This window comes from Chitinophaga qingshengii, from assembly GCF_014529935.1.
GTDB classification, from domain to species: domain Bacteria; phylum Bacteroidota; class Bacteroidia; order Chitinophagales; family Chitinophagaceae; genus Chitinophaga; species Chitinophaga qingshengii.
The window spans coordinates 2,699,050-2,722,289 of the sequence record NZ_JACVFC010000001.1 but is presented as its reverse complement, the minus strand read 5'-3'; the positions used below and the strand labels follow the sequence as shown (position 1 = coordinate 2,722,289).

Genomic DNA, 23,240 nt, shown 5'->3' with positions numbered 1-23,240 from the left:
TTCGTTTTAGTTATTTGTCGAGCAACCGCATTACTTCTTCCAGCACTTGTTTATCATCGAAGGGATGTTTCACCCCTTTGATTTCCTGGTATTTCTCGTGTCCTTTTCCGGCAACGAGGATGATATCTTCTTTCCCGGCGAGGGTGACAGCGGTTTTAATCGCTTCCCTGCGGTCGGTAATAGAGATCACTCTTTTTTTCTGGTGTACGGGTACACCGGCTTCCATTTCGCGGATAATGGCTTCCGGATCTTCGGAGCGCGGATTATCCGAGGTGAGGATGACGCGGTCGCTGCTATCAGTCGCTACAGCCGCCATGATAGGTCTTTTAGCCGTATCGCGGTCACCGCCGCAACCTACCACGGTGATCACCTGTTCATGTCCTTTGCGCAGGTTTTTGATGGTAGCCAGCACATTTTTCAGCGCGTCGGGCGTGTGGGCGTAGTCTACAATTGCGATGATACGGTCATGGGCAGATACGATGTAATCGAAGCGGCCTTCTGCACCCTGGATGTCGCTGAGTGCGCGCAGCACTACCGCTTTATCCTGGCCCAGCGATACCGCCGTACCGTATACCGCCAGCAGGTTGTAGGCGTTAAACTCACCGATCAGGCGGAAATGGACTTCCGTATCACCTACCAGCATAATCAATCCGGTGAGGTTGTTTTCCAGGATTTTCCCTTTGAAATCAGCCAGTGTACGCAGACTGTAGGTCTCTTTGCGGGCTTTGGTGTTTTGCAGCATCACCATGCCTCTTTTATCATCGAGATTGGTGAGTGCAAAAGCCGTAGCAGGCAGGTTATCAAAGAACGATTTTTTCACCCGGATGTATTCATCGAATGTTTTATGATAATCCAGGTGATCGTGGGTGATATTACTGAAGATGCCTCCGGCGAATTTCAGTCCCGCGATCCTTTGTTGATGGATAGCGTGGGAGCTTACTTCCATGAAGGCATACAGGCATCCTTCTTCCACCATTTGAGCCAGCAGCGCGTTGAGGCTGATGGGGTCGGGGGTGGTATGGGTAGCAGGTATGACGGTATCGCCTATCTGATTTTGTACAGTAGACAGTAACCCGCAGTGATAGCCCAGTTTCGAGAACAGGCGGAACAGGATGGTGGCGATCGTGGTTTTTCCGTTGGTACCGGTTACGCCTACCAGTTGCAGTTTATGCGAAGGGTTATCATAGAAGTTGCCTGCTATGATACCGCTGGCCTGGGCGCTGTTGTCTACCTGAACGTAGGTAACGGTATCCAGCAGTACTTCCGGCATGGTTTCGCAGATGATCGCTGCCGCTCCCTGTGCGATGGCTTTATCGATATATTGATGGCCATCGGCATGTACTCCTTTCACGGCAATGAAGGCATCGCCGGGTCCTACGGACCGGGAGTCGATAGCGGGTTTGTTCACGGAGAGGTCGGTCTTTCCGTGTACGGCCCTGATGCCTGCATTGTATAATATGTCGCTCAGCGTCTTCATCTAGCTCAGTTCTATTACGATCGTTTGTTCGTTTCCTATTTTGGTGCCGCCGGGGAGTGATTGTATTTTCACTTTTCCGGCGCCTTTGATGACAACCCGCAGGCCTGCATTTTCGAGCAGGTAGAGGGCATCTTTGAGTCCCATTCCTGTTACATCCGGTACAGCGCCTTTCGCCTGGGTAACCGGTTGGAAGTTCACTTTCCGGTTGCTGACGCTGGCGCTTACCCAGCTGTTATTGGCGACGGTCCCGTTGACCGGCATTTGCAGGGTATTGAGTATCTGTTTCCATTCGCCGCCTTTCCCGTTTTTCAGGGCCAGGAGGGTGTCCAGTTGTACGTTTGCCTGCATTGGCTTTTGTTTTTCCACAGCGATGGCGTATAATTTATCAGCCACTTCGCGGAATACGGGTCCGGCTACGTTAGCGCCATAAAAGCGCAGGGCGTGCGGTTTGTTTTTGATCACCACCACGCAGGTATACTGCGGGTCATTGGCGGGGAAGTATCCCGCGAATGAGGATTGGTAGATCTTATCCGCATAGCCGCGGCTGCCGTTAGCTACCAGGGCGGTACCGGTTTTAGCGGCGAAGGAGTAATAGGGGTTGCGCAGTTTCCTGGCGGTGCCGTCTATTGCCACTCCTTCGAGCATGGCCTGTACCTGTTTCAGTGTGCTGTTGGAGCAGATACTGTCCAATAACGCGGTAGGCTCAAACTGTTTAACTACCTGGCCATATTCCATGATGGAATTGACGAGGTAGGGTTTCATCATTTTACCGTTGTTGGCCACTGCATTGTATAGCATACAGGTTTGCAGCGGGCTGATCAGCACTTCATACCCGAAAGCCATCCAGGGTAGAGAAGTGTTGCTCCAGGTTTTGGAGCTGGTGGTTTTAATCACCGGATGGCCTTCCCCCACCAGATCGATGCCCGTGTTCTGGTCCAGTCTGAGTCTTTTCAGGTGGCCCACGAATTTGTTGGGTTGTCTACCATAGTGTTGAACGGCCAGTTTTGCCATTGCCACATTGGAGCTAAGCTCGAATGCGTGTTTGATGGTCACGTTTTGCGGGCCGGGGTGCGGTTCGGAATCGAAAACCGTTCTGCGGCCCACCTGCCAGCGTCCGCCGTCCATGTTGACCATCGTGTTCATGGTGGCGTATTTATCTTCCAGCACAGAGATAACGGTAGCCAGTTTAAAAGTGGAACCTGGTTCCCCTACCTGCAGTGCGTAGTTCATGTTCTCCCAGTAGCTGCCATCGGGTTGTCTGCCGAGGTTTGCGATGGCTTTTATTTTCCCTGTTTTCACTTCCATGAGTATACAGGTACCGTGGTCTGCTTCATTTTGCACCATCATATTCATGAGGGCTGTTTCCACGATATCCTGCATGTTTACGTCGATGGTGGTGATTACATCGCGGCCGTTTTCCGGTTCGATATCGTATCCTTCCACGGGTACGTAGGTACCGCCTGCGATGCGGCGCATGAGTCTTTTACCGGTAACGCCTTTCAGGTATTCGTTATAGGTCCTTTCCAGGCCTACGCTTTGCGAGTTTTCGCGGGCCAGTCCGATGGTCCTGTTGGCCAGCAGTTTAAAGGGGTTGATGCGTTTGCTTTTGCTTTCCGCGATCATGCCGCCTTTGTTTTTGCCGAGCCGGAACATAGGGAAGGTGCGCATTTGCTGGTATTGATTAAAGGGCACATCTCTTTTCAGGAGAAAGTAGCGGTCCTTTGATTTGTAACCTTCCTGTAATAGCTGGGCATAAGCTGCTTTGCTGCGGTCGCCGAACATTTGGGAGAGGGCGAGGGAGAGGGAGTCGAGGTTTTCCCTGAACACTTTCCCTTTTTTATCCCGTAGTCCGTCGGCGGCGAAATCTATCCGTATATCGAAATACGGGATGGAGGTGGACAGCATTCTGCCTTCCTCCGAATAGATGGTGCCTCTTTCCGCGTCGAGTGCCACGTAGCCGGTATGCAGGCTATCGGCCATATTGCGCCAGTAGCTGCCTTTCACGTTTTGGATATAAAAGACTTTAGCCAGGATGGCGACGCCGAAAAGCGCCATGCCGATCAGGCACAGATACACTCGCCACAATATGTCTTTTTTTACGTCCACGTTCCGGCAGTTTAGCTTCAGCTTTTAGCGTGTTAAGCGGCGCTATAAGCTATAAAATGATACCTGACGCTGGCTGCTATTTTTATATTGAGATGCTTGCCATTTTTTACCAGCATCCCCGTCCAGTAATATTTTCGGGCGGGCAGCACCAGGTATCAGTTATTCATGTCATTTTTCATTTTCTTTTTTCAGCACAATTTTTTGCGGGGGGGAACTGAGTTGTTTGAGGCCCAGTTGTTCCACAGATTTGCTCACTTCACTCATTTTACTGCGAAACATGAGCTCACTCTTCACATTGATATATTCCCACTTGAGCTCTTTTATTTCTTTGCCAAGCTGATTAATGCGGCGTATTTTTTTTTCAGCGAGGTGACTATTAGCGATATAGATCAGGGCAAGAACGGCCAGAAACCCGATATAGGGGAGGTTTTGTACCAACGCTCTGTAGTTGATACGCAACCGCCATTCCTTTTTCGGTTCTTTTACCGGTGGTATGTTTTCCGTGACGGTAGGTTCTTCCTGGTTTGTTTCTATAACTTCTTCCTGCAACACGCGTTATGCCTTTTTAATAAATTGACAATATAAAATTGAAAAGCAAATCACAACAGATGTGTATAGGATAGGATAGGAGAGGATGATAAAGCGTGGGCGTTATCATGCTAATTTTTCGGCCACCCGCAGTTTTGCGCTTCTCGATCTGCTGTTAAGCTTTAATTCTGCATCGCTGGCGGTTGCCGGTTTTTTTGTGATTAATCTGAACAATTTAGGGGGTGTTTCCTTTCCAAACGGATCTTCCGGTGCTTCCTCGAAACTGCCTGTCTTCATAAAATTCTTTACCAGCCTGTCTTCCAGCGAGTGGAAGGTGATGATGGCGAGCCTTCCGCCTGGTTTCAGTGCATTGGCGGATTGCGTCAGTAAATCTTTTAGAGCGCCCAGTTCATCGTTGACGGCGATTCTTAACGCCTGGAATACCTGTGCGAGGTATTTCTGCGGGTTGCCTTTTACGATGGGCTGAATCACGGATTTGAATTCCGTGATGGTGCGCATGGGGTGTGTTTTTCTTTGCCGTACAATGGTTTGCGCCAGGGTTTTGGCGTTGGTCACTTCTCCATATTCCTGGAAGATGAGTTGTAACCGGGCTTCGCCCCAGGTGGCCAGAATTTGGGCCGCAGTGAGGGTAGTCCGGGTATCCATCCGCATGTCCAGGTCTCCGTTGAACCGGATACTGAAACCTCTTTCAGCAGTATCGAACTGGTGTGAAGACACGCCCAGATCGGCCAGTATGCCGTCTACCTGATCCGCTTTGTGTAATTTCAGGAAGCGGTGCAGGTGCCGGAAATTTTGTTGTACAAATGTTACACGATCATCGATAATCCGGTTACGGTATGCATCCTCGTCCTGATCAAATACAATCAGTCGTCCTTTTTCGCCCAGTTTCTCCAGTATGGCCCGGGAATGTCCTCCGCCTCCGAACGTAGCGTCCACATAGGTCCCTTCGGGGTTAATATGTAACAGCTCCGTTGTCTCCTGCAGCAGAACGGGTAGGTGATATTGTTGTTCGCCCATATTGCTCCAGTTTAAATTGAAATATTGTTGTCTCCTCCTCCCATTACCTGTTGAGCCAGATCACTGAAGGCCCCTGGTGAGAAATTTTCAAAGAACTCCTGGTATTTACCTTTATCCCAGATCTCGATTTTATTGGATGCTGCTGCCAGCACAATGTCTTTTTCCATGTTTGCGTACGACAGCAGGTTTTTCGGTACCAGCAGTCTTCCTGCACTATCCAGTTCCAGAATGGTGGCTCCATTGAGGAAGTAGCGCCTAAATTCCCGCACTTTCGGGTCGAAATCGTTCAGCTTGCTGATACGTTCGAAAATGGGTTGCCACTCGTTCATGGGATACAATGACAAACATTTTTCAAAGCCTCTATTGATGACAAACTGTCCCCCGGCGGCTTCTGACACCTGCTTTTTGAATCCGGCAGGTAACAGAAAACGTCCTTTTGCGTCCAGCGTAGCCTCATATTCGCCTAGAAAACCTGTCATACCATGGGGCAAAGTACTTGAAAAACCATTTTCTAACACAAAATAACACTTTTTCCCACTTTTTAACGAAAAAATACTTTATAAATTTTTTCCACAAGAGCATATCCGTTATCGGACAGGGATTGGCCCCGGTTTATGCACCCTTTGGGCCCGACGGAGACGGAATTGTGTGGATAAGCTGTGTATTGATGTTAATATCATGTTCATAATGTGTTAGAAACCCAACCAGTCTGCCATAGCGGGCACTAAAATAACTGCACTTATTTTTCACCTGAAGGGAGCAGAACCGTTTTTACAAATAGGGGTAAAATTTAATTTGACGCTTTTCCGCGGATATTTTTTTGACAGTTTCAAACGGTTTTTTATTTTCGGCAGGTAAGCGGCAAAAGGAATCATTTCTTCGGTAAAAAGCCCGGTTTCAGCGATTTAACGGCCTCTTTTGCAAAATTTTAACAGCAATGAAAATCTCTTCGCCTTACATTTACATTTAATTCTTAATTTTGCCACTCTTTTATGCGGAAATTTTTATTGTATAGCACCCTTCTTGCGCTGATCGTGGTCGCTGCTACCTCTTGTAACAATGAACTGAGGCGGATCGAAAAAAGCAACAACTTCGAGAAGAAGCTGGCGTATGCTGACAAATTGTATCAGAAGAAAAAATACAATACGGCTCAAACGCTTTACCAGGACCTTTTACAGGTGTATAAAGGCACGGAAAAGTTTGAAGGGCTGTATTACAACTACGCATACTGTTCCTACTATGTGAAGGATTATGTTCAGGCAGCTTTCCATTTCAAAAACTACCTCGACGTATTCCCCAACAGCCCCAGAGCGGTGGAAATTGACTATATGCAGGCCTATTGCTATTATAAGCAGTCGCCCAAGGTATCCCTGGATCAAACCAATACCATGAAGGCCATTGCCCAGATGCAAACCTTCATCAACAACTACCCCCAGGCGGAAAAAGTACCGGAAGCCAACCTGGTAATCGAACTCTGCCGGAGAAAACTGGAAAAAAAGGAATTTAACAGTGCTGAACTGTATTATAACCTGGGCTTTTATAAAGCGGCCGGTATTGCCTTCAAAAACCTGATGCGCAACTACCCCGACTCCGATAAAAGCGACGGCTACAAGATAATGGCGATCCGTGCCTACTATAATTACGCGAAGAACAGCATCGAAGAAAAACAGAAGGAACGCTACGAAACAGTGGTAACGGAATATATGGACTTTCAGGACCATTACCCCAACAGCAAATTGAAGGCGGATGCCGAAAAATTTTATACCTTAGCGCAAAACAACATTAAATCACTGGAAAATGAGCAAAATAAAGAGAAGTCTAACCAGTAGTCTTAATCCCTGGGTAGAAACCAAAAATACTACCGATATTAAGAACCGGACCGGTAATTTATATGAGTCTATTGCCGTGATAGCCAAACGCGCCAATCAGATCAATATTTCCGTGAAAGAGGAGCTCCATTCCAAGCTGGAAGAGTTTGCCAGCCATACCGACAACCTCGAAGAAGTACACGAAAACAAAGAACAGATTGAGATTTCCCGCTTTTATGAAAGGCTGGCGAATCCTGCGATCCAGGCTACCCAGGAATTCCTGGACAGCAAAATTTATTTCCGCAAGAACGACGACGACCTGTTCAGCTAATCCGCCACACATTATTTTGTGAGGTGCGTGATTGCGAAAAATAAAAATATTAATTTCATGGCGGCAGAATACATTCTGCCGCTTTTTTTATATCTATGGACGATATTAAAATGCTACAAGGAAAGAAAATCCTGCTGGGCGTGTCCGGCAGCATCGCTGCCTATAAAGCCGCTACCCTCACCCGCCTGCTCGTGAAGGAAGGAGCCATTGTTAAAATTATCATGACTCCTGCGGCGGCCGACTTTATCACGCCCCTCACCCTCGCTACCCTGTCCAAAAACGAAGTACCACTACATATCAGCGACCATAACAGCTGGAACAACCACGTGATGCTGGGCCGATGGGCCGACGTCATGCTGATTGCCCCGGCTTCTGCCAATACCATCGCTAAAATGGCCAACGGCCTGTGTGATAACCTGTTGCTGGCCACCTACCTGTCGGCTACCTGCCCGGTATTCTACGCGCCCGCCATGGATGAAGACATGTGGAAACATCCTGCTACCCGCGCCAATGTAGCCCGTCTCCAGCAATACGGTCACCAACAGATCCCGGTAGCTGCCGGCGAACTGGCCAGTGGCCTCGTAGGAGAAGGCCGCATGGCGGAACCGGAAAACATGGTAACCCTGCTGCGCCGCTATTTCAGTCAGGCTGCGGGAGCCCGTAAACCACTCAGCGGTAAAATCGCCGTGGTCACTGCTGGTCCTACGATCGAACATATTGACCCGGTAAGATATATCAGCAACCACTCCAGCGGTAAAATGGGCATCGCTATCGCGGAAGCCCTGGCCGATGCCGGCGCCCAGGTGAAACTGGTGCTGGGACCTACCAACCTCACCACCCATCACAGCGGTATCGAAGTCATCCCCGTACAATCGGCGGATGATATGTTCCGCAGCGTGCTGGCGGTATACCCGCTATCCGATATCGTGGTGGCCGCCGCAGCGGTGGCAGACTACCGCCCGGCACAGGTGGCAGACAAAAAAATCAAAAAAGGAGAGGATAAGTTCAGCATCTCCCTGGAAAAAACACATGATATCCTCCGCACCCTGGGTAATAATAAAGGGCCGCAGCAACTGCTGGTAGGCTTCTCCCTGGAAACCAACAACGAAAGGGAGTATGCGCTGAAAAAACTGCGCGACAAACACCTGGATATGATCGTGATGAACTCCCTCGCCGATCCGGGCGCCGGATTTAACCACGATACCAATAAAGTAACCCTGTTCGATAACAGGGGAAAAGAACGTGACATCCCCCTCAAATCCAAACTGGAAGTAGCCAGGGATATTGTTTCTGCCATTATAGAACTACAACAACATGCGTAACCGTTTCCCGTTCACCCTGCTGCTGGCAGGCGTATTCGTTTTCATGGCCGACTGCCTGCAGGCGCAGGAGATCAGGGCTAATGTGACCGTAGTGGCCAACCAGATACAGGGGGTAGACCGGAAAGTATTTACCACCCTGCAAACTGCCCTCAAGGAATTTCTGAATAACCGCCACTGGACGGATGATGCCTTCACTCCGGCAGAAAGAATCGAATGTAATTTCCTGCTCAACGTGACCGGCGTTACCGGGGAAAACAGCTATAAGGCTTCCCTCACCATTCAGGCTACCCGCCCGGTGTATAACAGCAGCTATGTCACCAGCCTGCTCAATACACAGGATAACAACGTGGTGTTCCGTTATGCGGAGTTTCAACCGCTGGAATTCAGCGATACCCGCGTGGTGGGCAACGATCCCATGGCCTCCAATCTGACTGCCATCATGGCTTATTATGTGAATATCATCCTGGGACTGGACTACGACTCCTTCTCTCCCCGGGGCGGCGATGCCTATTTCAAAAAAGCGCTGAATATTGTCAATAATGCGCCCGATGGCAAAGACATCTCCGGATGGAAGGCATTTGAGGGTAACCGTAACCGTTACTGGCTGGAAGACAACCTGTTGAATGCCAAGTTCCTCAACTTCCATGATGTGATGTACCAGTACCACCGCAACGGACTGGATGTGATGTATGAAGATGTGAACAGAGGCCGTGCGGCCATCATGAACTGCCTCAACCTGTTGTATGCCATTCATCAGGACATACCCAACTCTATGCTGTTGCAGACATTTTATGCCGCTAAAGCCGATGAACTGCAGAAGATATTTTCCAAGGCCATGCCACAGGAGAAGAGCAGAGCAGCTGAATTGCTGGCGCAGATGGATGTGCCCAATGCACAGAAATATCAGCAGATGAAATAATTGCCGGATAATATGCCGGTCCCAATAATTTTTAGAAAAAGAATGAATAATCGAATTAAAGCGCTCGTAACAGGATTTTTATTTTTGATGGCAGCTTGTAGTGACCCGACCGCTGTTCCCAAGGAGTATCTCCAGAAGGACAAGATGAGTAAGATCCTGGCAGATATGACCATGGCGGATGCCTATGGTAACGAAGTGAGCGCGATGACAGCGCCTATGCCGGATTCTGTCAGACAGGAAAAAGTAAAGATCTACTACAAACAGATACTGGACCTGCACAAAGTGTCCGTGAAAGACTTTATGGCCAGCTATAACTGGTATGAAAGCCACCCGGACCGTATGAAAGAAGTGTTTGAAAAAGTGCAGGCCGATATCGCCAACAGAAAAAATAAACTGGGCAACCCGGTGGATGAAAACGCACCGGTCATGTTCCGTCTGAAAGGGCTTTTCCCTTATGCCGACAAAGCCATCCTGTTGCATACTTCCGATACGGTACGCCCCTTTATCAAGAGACAGCCATAAGATCAATATAAAACACCAAAACATGAACAAAGTATTAGCAAATGCAGATGAAGCTGTACAGGACATCCGGGACGGCGCGGTGGTAATGCTGGGAGGGTTTGGTTTAAGTGGTATACCGGAAAACTGTATCGCGGCGCTGGTAAAAACAGGAGTGAAGGACCTGACCTGTATTTCCAATAATGCCGGCGTGGATGACTTCGGATTAGGCCTGTTGTTGAAAACCCGTCAGATCCGCAAGATGATGTCTTCCTATGTAGGGGAAAACGCCGAATTTGAAAGACAACTGCTGGCCGGTGAGCTGGAAGTAGACCTCATTCCACAAGGTACCCTGGCCACCCGTATCCAGATGGCCGGTATGGGTATCCCCGCTTTCTTCACCCCTGCCGGTTATGGCACTGAAGTAGCCGCCGGTAAGGAAACCCGCGAATTCAACGGCAAACATTATCTCATGGAGATGGCATTGCATGCCGATTTTGCTATTGTAAAAGCCTGGAAAGGCGATACCCAGGGCAACCTGGTATTCCGTAAAACAACCCGCAATTTCAGTACCTCTATGGCTAAAGCCGGTACCATTACCATTGCTGAGGTAGAGCACCTGGTGCAGCCAGGAGAGCTGGACCCTGACCAGATCCATGTGCCGGGTATTTATGTGCACCGCATCTTCGCGGGCGCCAACTATGAAAAACGGATAGAACGCAGGACCGTAAAGATGTAACGGTAACGCTTGCACGTCATTATTCCACTTTCCAAAATCAGTATGTTATGCCTCTCGATAAATTTGGTATTGCCAAAAGAATAGCACAGGAATTAAAAGATGGTATGTATGTGAACCTGGGTATCGGTATTCCCACGCTGGTAGCCAATTACATTCCTGCCGGTATTTCTATTATGCTGCAGTCCGAAAATGGTATGCTCGGCATGGGCCCTTATCCGGCTGCAGAAGATATCGACGCAGATCTCATTAATGCGGGCAAGGAAACGGTAACAATTCTCCCCGGTGGCAGCTTCTTCGATTCTGCCGAAAGTTTCGGTATGATCCGTGCGGGCAAGGTAGATCTGACCGTACTCGGCGCCATGGAAGTATCCGATAAAGGAGATATCGCCAACTGGAAAATACCCGGTAAAATGGTGAAAGGCATGGGCGGTGCCATGGACCTGGTTGCTTCGGCCAAAAATATTATTGTGGCCATGATGCATACCAATCCTAAAGGCGAAAGCAAACTGTTGCCTGCCTGTTCATTGCCCCTCACCGGTGTTAACTGTGTGAAAAAAATCGTTACAGACCTCGCTGTACTCGAAGTAACACCTGACGGATTCCGCTTGCTGGAACGCGCGCCGGATGTGACGGTGGAAGAAATTAAAGCCAAAACAGCCGGCCGGTTAATTGTAGATGGCGATATACCCACCGTAAAACTGTAGACAGTCCCGCATCACCAATAAATATCAAAATAAATAAATCTAAAAATAAACAACCTCACTTGATAACTTATCAGGTGAGGCTTTTTTATACTTGTATTTTTAATTTAATATCTATATTCTTGCATCCCGAAAGCACGTTAAGAACTGTCATCTATACCTTGATCCAATAAATACCTATGAAGAGAATTTCTACTTTCCTGCTACTGTCATGCAGTACACTGTCCCTGTATGCCCAGGATTATGCCGGCTTCCGTACCAGCAGCTATGCCGGGGCCACCAGCGTATACAGCAACCCCGCCAATATTGCGGATAATCGTTACCGTTGGGATGTGAACCTGTTTTCCGTCAACGCCGGCGTAGGCAACAATCAGCTGAAATACAAGCTGGGAAATGTGGGCAGCGCCTTTGGAGAGGACACTATCAAATCACAGCTGTTTGGACAGAGCAAAGGGCTTACCCGCGCGTTGCTGAACGTATCGGCTACCGTTCCCACCGTAATGTTCAGTGTAAAAAAATGGTCCTTTGCTGTAGGCGCCCGCGCCCGTGTAATGGTAAACGTAACTGACCTGGACGGTAAACTGGCCGACAAAATCATGAACGATTTTAGCAGTATGGACCGTTCCTCTTTCCCGTACACTATCAATTCCAACGACAACATGCGCATTGCATTAAATGCGTGGTCAGAGTTCAATGTGTCTGCAGCCCGGGAAGTGATTACCGTAGGACCGCACTACCTGAAAGCCGGCATAACCCTGAAATACCTGGCGGGCGCCGGTAATGCCAGCATCAACATCAACCAGCTGAAAGGCACCATGGGTATTGATGAAGGCAAACAAGATACTTATCTGACCAATGCTTCCGGTGAGATCGGTATGAACTTCGCAGGGGTGAACCTCTCCGATTTTCAGGCAGAAGATGCGGCTAAAACACATGGCCGCGGCTTTGGTGCCGATCTGGGCGTAGTGTATGAATACAGACCGGCATCTGCTCAAAAAGGTTATAAGTTCCGCGCCGGCCTGGCGCTCCTCGACGCCGGCAAAATCCGCTACGAGCGCGATGTTACCCGCAGCGGTTCCTTCGGTATCAATATTCCCGCCGGTCAACAGTTTTATCTGAGCAACCTCAATGGTGTGGACCTCGACAACTACAAAAGGGAACTGGGTAAATACCCGCAATATTTTAAAGCAGATCAGCACAACGCTGCCGCCAATTATTCGATCAGTTTGCCAACCACGCTGCAGCTAACCGGCGATTATCATATCCATAAAGATTTCTTCGTCAACCTGGAAGTGCAGCTGGCACTGGCCTCTGGTAAAACAAAACCATTTAACGCGCAGTATTACAGTGGTTTCGCTGTAACGCCGCGTTATGATGGCCGTATTTTCGGGTTCTTTATGCCGTTGAGCTATAATGGACTGACTAAATTCAATGCAGGCGCCAGTTTTCGGGTAGGTCCCGTATTTTTCGGTTCCGGTAGCGTATTGAGTGCACTAATGGGCGGCTCTCACCAGGTAGATGGTTTCATCGGTGTTCGTTTCGGTGGTCTCCGTAAATAAATTTAACGTTTTCTTTTCGTGGGATTTACCGCTATGGCACGGTAAATCCCACGAAAGGAGATCGATGAAATGACAAAATAATTGGGTAACTTACAACTTGCTAAACGATGTTTGAGGTGCAAGTTGGTTTTCTCAGTTACAATGGTAAATTTTTTCCTGCCGGAGACCCAATCCTAACGGCTGATAACCGCGCATTCCGCTATGGTGATGGCTGCTTTGAAACGATGCGGGTACACCAGGGAGAAGTCGTGTTGGGCGACCTGCATTTTGAGCGCCTGCTTGCCAGTCTAAACTTATTGCATTTTGATATCCCTGCACATTTTACGAAAGCCTATTTTCTCCGGCAGATAGCAGATCTGTGTCATAAAAATAACCTGACTAATATGGCCAGGGTAAGGTTCACCGTATTCCGCGTAGATGGAGGGCTATACGAACCGTATAGCAATATGTTCAATTATGTTATTCAGACCTGGGAATTGAACAGCTCCATACTGGGGCTAAATGAAAACGGACTGGTACTGGATGTTTTCCCGGATGCGCGTAAAACCAGCGACAAATTCTCTCCCATTAAATCCAATAACTGTCTTCCTTATGTGATGGGCGCCATATATGGCAAACAACACGGGCTCAACGAAGTGCTGCTGCTCAATCAGTATGGCCGCGTGGCAGACAGTACCATCGCGAGTGTTTTTATCGTACATCGGAAAACCATTTACACACCACCACTTTCAGAGGGCGGTGTATGTGGCGTGATGCGCAAACACCTGTTAAGATCAGAGCTACCTTTTAAGATGGAAGAAAAACCACTGACCATAGAGGACCTGGAAAACGCAGATGAAATATTTCTGACGAATGCGATACAGGGTATCCGATGGGTGGGCCATTTCCGTGACAACAGCTATGGTAACGCCACTGCTGCTATTTTACACGAAGTATTGTTTGATGGTAAAGTATAACACAAAACCAGTTGTTAATCTCTGCTGGCTGCGGCGGGACCTCCGGCTGCACGACCAGGCCGCTTTATATCATGCACTGAAAGCGGGCCAACCGGTGGTGCCGGTGTTTGTATTCGATACGCATATACTGGATGACCTGGAAGATAAAGCAGATCGACGCGTGTGTTTTATTCACCAGGCGCTGGAAACTATGCAGCAGCAACTCACTGCTATGGGCGCCACGCTGGATGTTTTCCATGGCGCACCGGAAGCTGCGTTTGAACATTGGACCACCCGCTACACCGTGGGCGCGGTATTTACCAATCATGATTACGAACCGTATGCCCGTCAGCGTGATACCGCTATAGCCGCACTTTTGAAGGACAAAGGCATAAACTTTCATGCTTACAAAGACCAGGTTATCTTTGAAAAGAATGAAGTGTTGAAAGATAACGGTGACCCATATACGATATTTACGCCTTACAGTAAAAGATGGCTGGCTACCCTGCAGCCGTTTCATTATAAATCCTACCCGGTGGAAAGGTATGCGAAGTATTGGTATCAGCAGGAACCACTGAAAATACCTTCGTTGAAAACACTGGGATTTACAGCGGTTAAAACGACTTTTCCTGCAGCCGGCTTTCCGGAAAAAATTATTACCCGGTATGATCAAACCCGTGATATACCTGCGATACAGGGTACTTCCCGCCTGGGCGTACATTTGCGGTTTGGAACAATCAGCATCCGTGAGTTGGTAAAAAAGGCCCTCGATGATAATGCTACCTTCCTGAAGGAGCTGATCTGGCGGGAGTTTTTCCAGATGATATTATGGCATTTCCCGAAAGTGGAACATGCCTCTTTTAAACAGGAGTATGATCGTATTCCGTGGCGGAACAATGCCGCTGAATTTGAACGCTGGTGTCAGGGGGAAACCGGCTATCCCATTGTAGATGCGGGTATGCGGGAATTAAATGCCACTGGTTTTATGCATAACCGGGTGAGGATGATCACCGCCAGTTTTCTGACCAAACATTTGTTGATCGACTGGCGTTGGGGAGAAGCCTATTTTGCCGCTAAGCTGCTGGATTATGATCTGGCATCCAACAATGGCAACTGGCAGTGGGCAGCAGGTTGTGGCTGTGATGCGGCCCCTTATTTCCGGGTATTTAATCCTTCGTTGCAAACGCAGAAGTTTGATAAAGAGTTGCGTTATATCCGTCAATGGGTACCGGAGTTAGATGAGTTCAGTTATCCGAAACCGATGGTAGAGCATGAGATGGCGCGGAAACGGGCGCTGGAAGTGTATGGTAAGGCACTTGCCCGGTGAGTGTTTTCCCGCAAAGCGTGCAGAGATTTATTGTTGTTTTAAGAGCGCAAAGCGTGAAGATTACAATTGTTCATCTACATAAAACAGCAAAGCGCGAAGATCATACTATGTTGATCTTCGCGCTTTGCGATCTTTATATATTACATAATCTTATGCTCCTTTGCGAGCCACCACTTCCTCTGCCGCCGTCATCAGGGCATCTACCGCGGCGTGGCCTTCCTTACCAAGGTCCAGGCTGAAATCATTCACATAGAGATCGATATGCTGGCGCATCACCTGTTCATCCATTTCCTGCGCGTGTGATTTAATATAGTCGGACAGGTGAGGATATTCACTGTAAGCGTGTTGCAGGCTTTGGTGGATGAGCGCATCTACCTGGGCGCGTGTTTCAGCGGGAATATCTTTACGGATAAAGATCCCGCCTAACGGAATAGGATTACCGGTAGTAGATTCCCAGTACTCGCCCATGTCCATGAGTTTTACCAGGCCTTTCAGCTGGTAGGTGAAGCGGTTTTCGTGTATGATCACGCCGGCGTCCACATCGCCGTTGAGTACTGCATTTTCGATGTCGGAGAAGACCATTACCTGTTTATTGGTCGCTTCCGGGAAAGCGATGGAAAAGAGCAGGTTGGCGGTGGTATTTTCGCCGGGGATGGCTATTTTCAGGTTTTTGATTTCTTCCTTCGGGATATCCCTTTTAGCGATGAGCAGTGGTCCGCAGCCGCGGCCCAGGGCGCTGCCGCTGTTGAGCAGTTCATATTTGTCCTTTACTTTCAGGTATACGGCAAAACTCAGTTTGGTGATGGGCAGTTTCCCCTCCAGCGCCCAGCGGTTGAGTGTTTCCACATCTTCCAGCTGTGTATCAAATGTTAGTCCTTGCGTATCGATCTTGTTATTAACCAGGGCGTCGAAGATAAAAGTATCGTTCGGGCATGGTGAGAAACCTAATGATAAGTGCATATACTTAGAAAATTTTATTTGTTAAGATAAGCCCGCCAATGCTTTGACAGTTGAAATGAGTTCTTCATTCAGCTGTTTAACGGCCAGGGGGATGTTCCATTTACTTTTGTCGCGTATTTCCACATAGTTGGAGATACAGCGCAGTTGCAGGAAGGGTATTTTTTCCGAGAGGCAGGCGAAGTGGAAGGCGGCGCCTTCCATGCTTTCCACGTCGGGCATGTACTTGCTTTCCAGCCGGGTAATGGTAGGGATGTTGCCGCTGACCATGTTCACACTGACGCTGGTGGCTTTGGGCAGATCGGGGAGGTAGGGCAGGCCGCTGAAGGTATTCACCAGGGCGTTGCCTGTAAAAGGAGGCTGGGAGGGTTGCCAGAGGTGTATATCAAATAAATCTTTAAACTGATCCTGATCTTCCGCGCCGAGGTCGGCCAGGTATTCGCGGTCCACTATTACGAGGGAGCCCAGGGGCCATTCGCGGCGGAAAGTACCGGCTATACCGGCCTGGAGGGCTATGTCCGGCTGGTGGGTGGCCAGGTAGCGCCCGAGATGGTAGGCATAGTGCATCATGCCGATGCCGGCAATGAGTATTTGGATGTCACAATTGGCCAGGCGGTATTGGTGGGCAGATACTTTTTGGCTTTCATGGTCCAGGAATTGCAAAAAAGGCTGGACTTCCAGTATGGTCGCAGCGGTAACCAATAATTTCATGCCGTAAAAGTACGGCAAAAATGGTCGCTGGCAGTGTAAAACAATTGACAGGAATCAGGATAAACTTGGCACTACTCAGAGATAGTGGTATTTTTGCGAAAATTTTTTGCAATAATGATTTATTTAACGCGAGTAGAGAACTTTAATGCAGCGCATAAGTTATCTAACCCGGCATGGAGCAAAGAAAAGAACGAGGAAGTATTCGGAAAATGTGCCAATGTTAACTGGCATGGTCATAACTATGAATTACATGTAACTGTAAAGGGTAACCCCGATCCGGAAACCGGCTTTGTGTTCAATGCCAAAACTTTGGGTGTGATTATCAGGGATGCTGTTATAGAAAAGGTAGACCATCGGAACCTCAATATGGACGTGGATTTTATGGCGGGTAAGTTTACTTCTGCCGAAAACCTGGCGATCGCCATTTGGGACCAGCTTTCCCAACACTTACCTGCGGAAGTACAGCTTCATTGCATCAAGCTGTATGAGACCCCCCGCATATACGTAGAATATTACGGCGGTAAGTGATTTTATCCTCGCCTAATGTATGACTTTGTGTAACATGGCAGGTGCGGGACCAGCATTTGAATTGACTAAATCATATAAGAATGGCGTATAATAAGGTTGAAAGTTACGACGAAAAGATCACGTCCGGTCTTGTAAAGAACTATAAAGAATGCCTGGAACTGCTCGGCGAAGATGCCGACAGGGAAGGGCTTCTGAAAACCCCGGAAAGGATGGCGAAAGCTATGCAGTTCCTGACCCAGGGTTATCAGATGGATGCCAGGGAAATCCTCAATGGCGCCAAGTTCACCGAGGCATATAGTGAAATGGTGATAGTGAAAGATATAGAATTGTATTCCATGTGTGAGCATCATATGTTGCCTTTCTTCGGAAAAGCGCATGTGGCGTACATTCCCAACGGGTATATTACCGGCCTGAGTAAACTGGCCCGCGTGGTGGACGTATATGCCCGCCGGCTGCAGGTGCAGGAACGGATGACCCACCAAATCCTGGATGCCATCCAGGAAACGCTGCAACCGCAAGGGGTAGCTGTGGTAATCGAAGCGCAACACCTCTGTATGATGATGCGCGGCGTATCCAAACAGAACTCCATTACCACCACTTCCGCTTTCAGCGGTCAGTTCCAGGATGGTACCACCCGGAGCGAGTTCATGAAACTGATTAATAAATAAGTCAGTACGACTTATAAAGAAATGGTTTAACCGTTAACCGGTTAAACCATTTTTTGTTTTAATGCTTTTTTGATGCAGTTTTGCAACACCTGCAATAATTCATTATTAAACGTTAATAGATTGTATATTTGAATTATTTTTTATTTGATATAATCACTACAATATAAGCAATCATGAAGCATGCATATGTATTCCCCGGCCAGGCCTCACAATTTCCGGGTATGGGTAAAAACCTGTATGACACCAATGCCAAAGCAAAGGAACTGTTTGAGCAAGCCAACGAAATCCTGGGATTCCGTATCTCCGATGTAATGTTTACCGGTACTGAAGAAGACCTGAAACAAACCAAAGTAACGCAGCCTGCAGTATTTCTGCATGCCGTTATCGCTTTCCTGACTACCGAACATTCTCAGCCAGCCATGGTTGCCGGCCACTCCCTGGGCGAATTTTCTGCCCTTGTAGCCAACGGGGTACTGTCTTTTGAAGAAGCGCTTCGCCTGGTAGCGATCAGGGCTAACGCTATGCAGAAAGCCTGCGAACACCAACCCTCCACCATGGCGGTAATCCTGGGTATGGAAGATGCTAAAGTAGAAGAAATTTGTGCTAAGGTAGCCGCTGAAACCAACGAAGTGGTGGTACCTGCCAACTATAACAGCCCTGGCCAGCTCGTGATCTCCGGCACTATTAAAGCCGTTGAAACAGCCTGCGCTGAACTGAAAGCTGCCGGCGCTAAAAGAGCCATGCTCCTGCCTGTAGGCGGCGCTTTCCACTCTCCGCTGATGGAACCTGCCCGGGAGGAACTGAAAGCTGCTATCGAAAAAGCAGTATTCAACGCCCCCAGCTGCCCGGTATATCAAAACGTGGTAGCCGCTGCCGTAACCGACGCAGCCCAGATCAAACAAAACCTGATTGACCAGCTCACCGGCCCGGTAAAATGGAGCCAGTCCGTATTGGCCATGGTAGCCGACGGCGCAACAGAATTCACTGAAGTTGGTCCTGGTAAAGTGTTGCAGGGACTGGTGCAGAAAATCGCGAAAGAAGTAACCGTAAATGGGATTAATTGATTTAGGGATTTTTTGATTTACGAATTTAAAAATGCAGCGGAGATCATGTTATATATGGTGATCTCCGCTGCATTTTTAAATTCGTAAATCAAAAAATCCGTAAATCCCTACATCTCTATTGCCATTTCATACTGCGACAAATAATGCGGGAGCCCTGATTTTTCCAGGAAAGCGCCTATCTCCGGATTTTTTTCATCAATGTTGATAATGCTCATCGGGCCACCCAGTATACCGGACACATGTTGCAGTAAGGTGCTGCCAATACCGCGCCGGCGGAAATCCGGGTGCACTGCTATATTGCGGATTCGTTTGCTTTCTTTGTGTATGCTGATATAACCTACTACCTGTCCGTCCAGTACCGCTTCCCAGGTGCCTGTAGCCGGATATTCCCGTTTTATGCTGGCTACAGCATTGCTCCAGCTGGGTTCCATATCCATGAAGGTGCTTAACACAGCCCATTCCGGCGCATCGGTTTCGCGGATGCTGATACCCGGGGTAGTAGTATGAACGGTTACGGTTCCTTTGTAACAGTGGAACATGCGCATTTTGTGAAAGCCGCTGTTCGTATAGGCTTTGATGGCAGGTAAGTTGGAGCTGATCACTTCCAGGTAAATTTTCCGGATGCCTTTATCCTGGTAATGCGGAATAAAATGCTGATACATTTTCTGTATCAGGTGTTGTCCGCGATAAGCGGGGATTACGCCGGTACCGCCATTGTACAGTACTGTGGGATCAGGTTCGTGGTTAACGCCATGTAATACAAAACCACCCAGACTATTACCATTAAAGGCGCCCATAGACCATTCCCGCCTGAGGTTTTCCGCTTTCATCTTTACTTCGAGGATGGAGGGGGTAAGATGCATCGGTACAATATAGTCACTGAATGCTTCATTGAACGTATGAGCGAGTGTTTCCGTGGATTGGCCCTGAAGGTCCCTGAAATCGTGAAGAAAAATCATGGTAAAAATGTATGTCATCAATATTAACAATGATTGATGACATACATCGTGCAAATATTATAAGCGGGAGATTTATGATAACTCCACACTCACGTTAATCCATTCCGGATCAAATTTCGCCTCGTATTTTTTGTAGAAATTGATGGCGGGCGTGTTCCAATCCAGTACCTGCCAGAGTACGCCACTGTATTGTTTTTCCTTCGCTTCTTCGATGAGACGGTCGAGTAATTGTTTGCCTACGCCTTTGCCGCGCCACTGTTCAGTAACAATCAGGTCTTCCATATACATACGGCAACCTTTCCAGGTAGAATAGCGAACATAATACAGTCCGAATCCAATGATGAATTCTTTACCGGCAGCATCGTGTGTAGCCGCTACAAAAGCCTTCCATACCGGGTTGGGACCGAAACCGGCTTCTTCAAAATGAGCCAGGCTGACGGTCACTTGTTCGGGTGCTTTTTCAAATTCCGCCAGTTCCCGGATCAGTTCCATCAACCGGGGACAATCTTCTTTTCGTGCAAGCCTTAACGTTATATCTTCCATGTTTGCTGATTTATGCGAGTGAATCGGCCAGCTGTTTCAACAGCTCAGGCCACCAGTCTATCGCTCCCCATTGTTTGCCAAAACGTACAATGACAGCCTGTTTCCGGGGAGATATGTAGATGAACTGGCCTTTGGCGCCTAATGCAAAATAATCAAAATTATGGGCATCTGTTTGGTATCCCCACCAGCCATATTTGTAATAACCATGCGGACTACCTGCCCATTTACACAAGGGTGGTACCATCCGCGAGAGATAGGTTTTAGTGTCTGCCTTATGGGTGGGCGCACTGGTAGCGGTGTGCATCCAATCGGCCGGAATAATGGAATGGCCGTTTAGTGCGCCGTTTTGCAGGCACAGTTGTCCGAACCGGGCAAAGTCGATGGCCAGTGCGTTGAACCCGCTTTCCATTTTCGCAAAACCGGAATGCCGGCTGTCCACACTCCAGGAGGCATCGGCTTCAGCGCCCATGGGTTGCCATATTTTTTCGCTGAAATAGGCCGGTACGGGTTGGCTGGTGGTTTTTTCCAGGATCAAACCTAACAACAGCAGGTTGTAGTTGTTGTAGTGGTATACAGTTCCCGGTGTTTCTATCAAGTTAGCTTTCAGTGCCTGGTCGCGCAGGCGCAGGCCGTAATATACACGGGCATCGTCCGTCCAGGGCAATACGCCTTCCCGGTATGCCAGCCCGGAGCACATTTGCAGCAGGTGGGCGATGGTGACCTGGTCCTGTCCTTTTTTATCAAAAGCCGGCAGGTAACGGGCTACCGGATCTTCTACCGAATGAATAGCGCCTTCCGCGATGGCAATACCGATGAGGGCGGAGGTCATGGATTTGGCCACAGAAAAGGATGTATTGATGGAATCCCGCTGGTAGCCGTTGAAGTATTGTTCATAGCGGATTTGTCCCTGTTGCAGTATGATACAGGCCGTAGTGCCGGTATTAGCCAGCAGATCGGGGAGCGGGCCTTGCCGGGGTTGACCTTTGTAATTCCAGGAAACAGCGGGCGGCGGCATTTTTTCCGGGGCCTGTTCCAGGGGGAAGATGGTGTTGCCTTTGGCAACCAGGGCATTGGTAAAGCGCTTATAATCGTCTATTTTAGGGATGTTCCACCCTATACAACGCCAGAGGTAATTGAGCGAATCCATGATATTTCAGGTTAGGGATGGCAAAGATCGCAAGTAAATTGACAAACATTATTGTAATTTGTTGTAGAATCATTAGGATTTGGTTAATTAACATTTTGTCCATGAAAGAAATCCTGGTGCGGTTCGCATCGTATAACCACTGGGCCAATCAGCAGCTGGTGGCGGTCATGTTGAAGCTGAATGAAGAGCAGGTCGTGCAGGACCTGGGTGGTAGTTTTCCTTCCTTGTTTAAGACGGTTTGTCATTTGTGGTACCGGGAGAGTATCTGGTATCAGCGTTTGCAGCTGACAGAGCAGCCTGTAGATCCTACCGCGGCTTTTAACGGTACTTTTGCGGAGGCTTGCCAGGCCTGGCTGCGGCAGTCCCTCCTGTTGCAGGAATGGGTAAAACAGGCTACCGAAGCCAGATTGAACCATACCATCGCTTTTACGCCCCGCAAAGGTGAGCAGGTGAAGTTGCCCGTACAGGATGTGATCATTGATTCCTGCAACCACAGTACGTTTCACAGGGGACAACTGGTGCATATGTTGCGTCAGCTGGGGATTTCCCGTATTCCTGCTACCGATTACCATCGTTTTAAGCCTAAAAAGTAGGCGATTTATATTATTTTTACTCCATATACGCAGGAAAAAAATTCCGTTTTATGAATGCTGCTTCTTTTTATGCCCAAGCCCCGAAACACCTGGTGGCAGTAGATTGTATCATCTTTGGTTTCGACGAAGGCAAACTGAAGTTATTGGTGATGAAACGTAAAGTGGCGCCTATGGAAGGTGAATGGTCGCTTGTAGGTGGCTTTGTGCAGGCAGAAGAAAGCACCAACGACGCGGCAGCCCGGGTACTCAAGCATACTACCGGGTTGGAAAACATTTATATGGATCAGCTGCATTGTTATGGTGAAGTGAACCGGGATACCGGGGCGCGGGTAATATCAGTGGCCTATTATGCCCTGATCCGCATTAAAGACCACGACCGTCCGCTGGCCCAGGAACATGGCGCCCACTGGCTGGAACTGCACGAAATACCTGCGTTGATATTTGACCATAACCGTATGATCGACGATGCGTTGGTGCAATTGCGCAACAATGCACATTTCCATCCCATCGGGTTTGAACTGCTGCCGGAGAAATTCACCCTGTCACAACTTCGGAGCCTATACGAAGAGATATACCAAAAAACACTCGATAAGCGTAACTTCAGAAAAAAGATCTTGTCACTGGATGTGATGGAGAAGCTGGAAGAAAAAGACAAGACCTCATCCAAGAAAGGAGCGCATCTGTACCGTTTTGATCCCGCCCGTTATGAAGCACTGATGCGTAAAGGCCTGGTGTTTGAGATATAAGCAGCGCCGAACGAAAATGAACAAAATGAACAGAAG

The 23,240-nt window shown here is 48.4% G+C and carries 25 protein-coding genes; 15 read left to right on the top strand and 10 right to left on the bottom strand.

Going from position 1 to position 23,240, the window contains the following annotated elements:
• Positions 1-10: 10 nt before the first annotated feature.
• The 5 genes from ICL07_RS10365 to mraZ form a co-directional block, all read right to left on the bottom strand.
• The gene (locus ICL07_RS10365) at positions 11-1,477 is read right to left on the bottom strand and encodes a UDP-N-acetylmuramoyl-L-alanyl-D-glutamate--2,6-diaminopimelate ligase (protein ID WP_188087830.1); all 1,467 of its coding nucleotides are present in this window, start codon (positions 1,475-1,477) and stop codon (positions 11-13) included.
• Positions 1,478-3,583, bottom strand: a complete 2,106-nt coding sequence (locus ICL07_RS10360) for a penicillin-binding transpeptidase domain-containing protein (RefSeq protein ID WP_188087829.1) — start codon at positions 3,581-3,583, stop codon at positions 1,478-1,480.
• A gap of 168 nt (positions 3,584-3,751) precedes the next feature.
• Positions 3,752-4,135: an FtsL-like putative cell division protein gene (locus ICL07_RS10355; RefSeq protein ID WP_343071002.1), complete on the bottom strand. Its 384-nt coding sequence runs from the start codon at positions 4,133-4,135 to the stop codon at positions 3,752-3,754.
• A 102-nt stretch (positions 4,136-4,237) separates the two neighbouring features.
• Positions 4,238-5,149, bottom strand: coding sequence for a 16S rRNA (cytosine(1402)-N(4))-methyltransferase RsmH (rsmH, locus tag ICL07_RS10350; protein WP_188087828.1), 912 nt, complete (start codon positions 5,147-5,149; stop codon positions 4,238-4,240).
• Between the two features lie 11 nt (positions 5,150-5,160).
• Complete coding sequence (mraZ, locus tag ICL07_RS10345) at positions 5,161-5,628, bottom strand: division/cell wall cluster transcriptional repressor MraZ (RefSeq protein ID WP_169224148.1); 468 nt, start codon at positions 5,626-5,628, stop codon at positions 5,161-5,163.
• Between the two features lie 513 nt (positions 5,629-6,141).
• Between mraZ and ICL07_RS10340 the strand changes: the two genes are divergently transcribed.
• The 10 genes from ICL07_RS10340 (at position 6,142) to ICL07_RS10295 (ending at position 15,288) form a co-directional block, all read left to right on the top strand.
• A complete protein-coding gene (locus tag ICL07_RS10340) occupies positions 6,142-6,978 on the top strand; it encodes an outer membrane protein assembly factor BamD (RefSeq protein ID WP_188087827.1) in 837 nt (278 codons plus the stop codon).
• The gene (locus tag ICL07_RS10335; RefSeq protein WP_188087826.1) at positions 6,947-7,288 is read left to right on the top strand and encodes a DNA-directed RNA polymerase subunit omega; all 342 of its coding nucleotides are present in this window, start codon (positions 6,947-6,949) and stop codon (positions 7,286-7,288) included. The genes ICL07_RS10340 and ICL07_RS10335 overlap by 32 nt, the downstream gene beginning before the upstream one ends.
• A gap of 95 nt (positions 7,289-7,383) precedes the next feature.
• On the top strand, positions 7,384-8,610 hold the full coding sequence (gene coaBC / locus ICL07_RS10330) for a bifunctional phosphopantothenoylcysteine decarboxylase/phosphopantothenate--cysteine ligase CoaBC (RefSeq protein WP_246485001.1): 1,227 nt from the start codon (positions 7,384-7,386) through the stop codon (positions 8,608-8,610).
• A complete protein-coding gene (porD, locus tag ICL07_RS10325) occupies positions 8,603-9,529 on the top strand; it encodes a type IX secretion system protein PorD (RefSeq protein WP_188087825.1) in 927 nt (308 codons plus the stop codon). The genes coaBC and porD overlap by 8 nt, the downstream gene beginning before the upstream one ends.
• A gap of 87 nt (positions 9,530-9,616) precedes the next feature.
• The gene (locus ICL07_RS10320; protein ID WP_223151799.1) at positions 9,617-10,051 is read left to right on the top strand and encodes a DUF4296 domain-containing protein; all 435 of its coding nucleotides are present in this window, start codon (positions 9,617-9,619) and stop codon (positions 10,049-10,051) included.
• 22 nt (positions 10,052-10,073) lie between these two features.
• Complete coding sequence (locus ICL07_RS10315; RefSeq protein WP_188087823.1) at positions 10,074-10,766, top strand: CoA transferase subunit A; 693 nt, start codon at positions 10,074-10,076, stop codon at positions 10,764-10,766.
• Between the two features lie 47 nt (positions 10,767-10,813).
• Positions 10,814-11,470, top strand: a complete 657-nt coding sequence (locus tag ICL07_RS10310) for a 3-oxoacid CoA-transferase subunit B (protein WP_188087822.1) — start codon at positions 10,814-10,816, stop codon at positions 11,468-11,470.
• A 176-nt stretch (positions 11,471-11,646) separates the two neighbouring features.
• Positions 11,647-13,026, top strand: a complete 1,380-nt coding sequence (locus ICL07_RS10305) for a DUF5723 family protein (protein ID WP_188087821.1) — start codon at positions 11,647-11,649, stop codon at positions 13,024-13,026.
• 107 nt (positions 13,027-13,133) lie between these two features.
• The gene (locus ICL07_RS10300) at positions 13,134-13,982 is read left to right on the top strand and encodes an aminotransferase class IV (protein WP_188087820.1); all 849 of its coding nucleotides are present in this window, start codon (positions 13,134-13,136) and stop codon (positions 13,980-13,982) included.
• The gene (locus ICL07_RS10295) at positions 13,969-15,288 is read left to right on the top strand and encodes a cryptochrome/photolyase family protein (protein ID WP_188087819.1); all 1,320 of its coding nucleotides are present in this window, start codon (positions 13,969-13,971) and stop codon (positions 15,286-15,288) included. The genes ICL07_RS10300 and ICL07_RS10295 overlap by 14 nt, the downstream gene beginning before the upstream one ends.
• Positions 15,289-15,438: 150 nt before the next feature.
• Here the strand turns inward: ICL07_RS10295 and ICL07_RS10290 are convergent, their stop codons facing one another.
• Both ICL07_RS10290 and mqnB read right to left on the bottom strand, forming a co-directional pair.
• The gene (locus ICL07_RS10290) at positions 15,439-16,248 is read right to left on the bottom strand and encodes a 1,4-dihydroxy-6-naphtoate synthase (RefSeq protein ID WP_188087818.1); all 810 of its coding nucleotides are present in this window, start codon (positions 16,246-16,248) and stop codon (positions 15,439-15,441) included.
• Between the two features lie 21 nt (positions 16,249-16,269).
• The gene (gene mqnB / locus ICL07_RS10285) at positions 16,270-16,956 is read right to left on the bottom strand and encodes a futalosine hydrolase (protein WP_188087817.1); all 687 of its coding nucleotides are present in this window, start codon (positions 16,954-16,956) and stop codon (positions 16,270-16,272) included.
• 114 nt (positions 16,957-17,070) lie between these two features.
• On the opposite strand from mqnB, the gene ICL07_RS10280 reads away from it, so the two are divergent.
• The 3 genes from ICL07_RS10280 (at position 17,071) to fabD (ending at position 19,216) form a co-directional block, all read left to right on the top strand.
• The gene (locus ICL07_RS10280) at positions 17,071-17,484 is read left to right on the top strand and encodes a 6-pyruvoyl trahydropterin synthase family protein (protein ID WP_188087816.1); all 414 of its coding nucleotides are present in this window, start codon (positions 17,071-17,073) and stop codon (positions 17,482-17,484) included.
• Positions 17,485-17,564: 80 nt separating this feature from the next.
• Entirely contained in the window at positions 17,565-18,152 is a 588-nt protein-coding gene (folE, locus tag ICL07_RS10275; RefSeq protein WP_188087815.1) for a GTP cyclohydrolase I FolE, read from the top strand.
• A gap of 173 nt (positions 18,153-18,325) precedes the next feature.
• Positions 18,326-19,216, top strand: coding sequence for an ACP S-malonyltransferase (gene fabD / locus ICL07_RS10270; protein WP_188087814.1), 891 nt, complete (start codon positions 18,326-18,328; stop codon positions 19,214-19,216).
• A 107-nt stretch (positions 19,217-19,323) separates the two neighbouring features.
• On the opposite strand, the gene ICL07_RS10265 is transcribed toward fabD, so the two are convergent.
• The 3 genes from ICL07_RS10265 to ICL07_RS10255 all read right to left on the bottom strand — a co-directional run bounded on the left by ICL07_RS10265 (position 19,324) and on the right by ICL07_RS10255 (position 21,865).
• Positions 19,324-20,175, bottom strand: a complete 852-nt coding sequence (locus tag ICL07_RS10265) for a GNAT family N-acetyltransferase (RefSeq protein WP_223151798.1) — start codon at positions 20,173-20,175, stop codon at positions 19,324-19,326.
• Between the two features lie 72 nt (positions 20,176-20,247).
• Positions 20,248-20,718 (bottom strand): GNAT family N-acetyltransferase, encoded by a 471-nt coding sequence (locus tag ICL07_RS10260; protein WP_188087812.1) that lies wholly within the window; start codon positions 20,716-20,718, stop codon positions 20,248-20,250.
• Positions 20,719-20,728: 10 nt separating this feature from the next.
• Entirely contained in the window at positions 20,729-21,865 is a 1,137-nt protein-coding gene (locus ICL07_RS10255; RefSeq protein WP_188087811.1) for a serine hydrolase domain-containing protein, read from the bottom strand.
• Between the two features lie 101 nt (positions 21,866-21,966).
• Here ICL07_RS10255 and ICL07_RS10250 point away from each other — a divergent pair, with 101 nt between their 5' ends.
• Positions 21,967-22,458, top strand: a complete 492-nt coding sequence (locus ICL07_RS10250) for a DinB family protein (RefSeq protein ID WP_188087810.1) — start codon at positions 21,967-21,969, stop codon at positions 22,456-22,458.
• A 50-nt stretch (positions 22,459-22,508) separates the two neighbouring features.
• Positions 22,509-23,204: an NUDIX hydrolase gene (locus tag ICL07_RS10245; protein WP_188087809.1), complete on the top strand. Its 696-nt coding sequence runs from the start codon at positions 22,509-22,511 to the stop codon at positions 23,202-23,204.
• Positions 23,205-23,240: the final 36 nt, after the last annotated feature.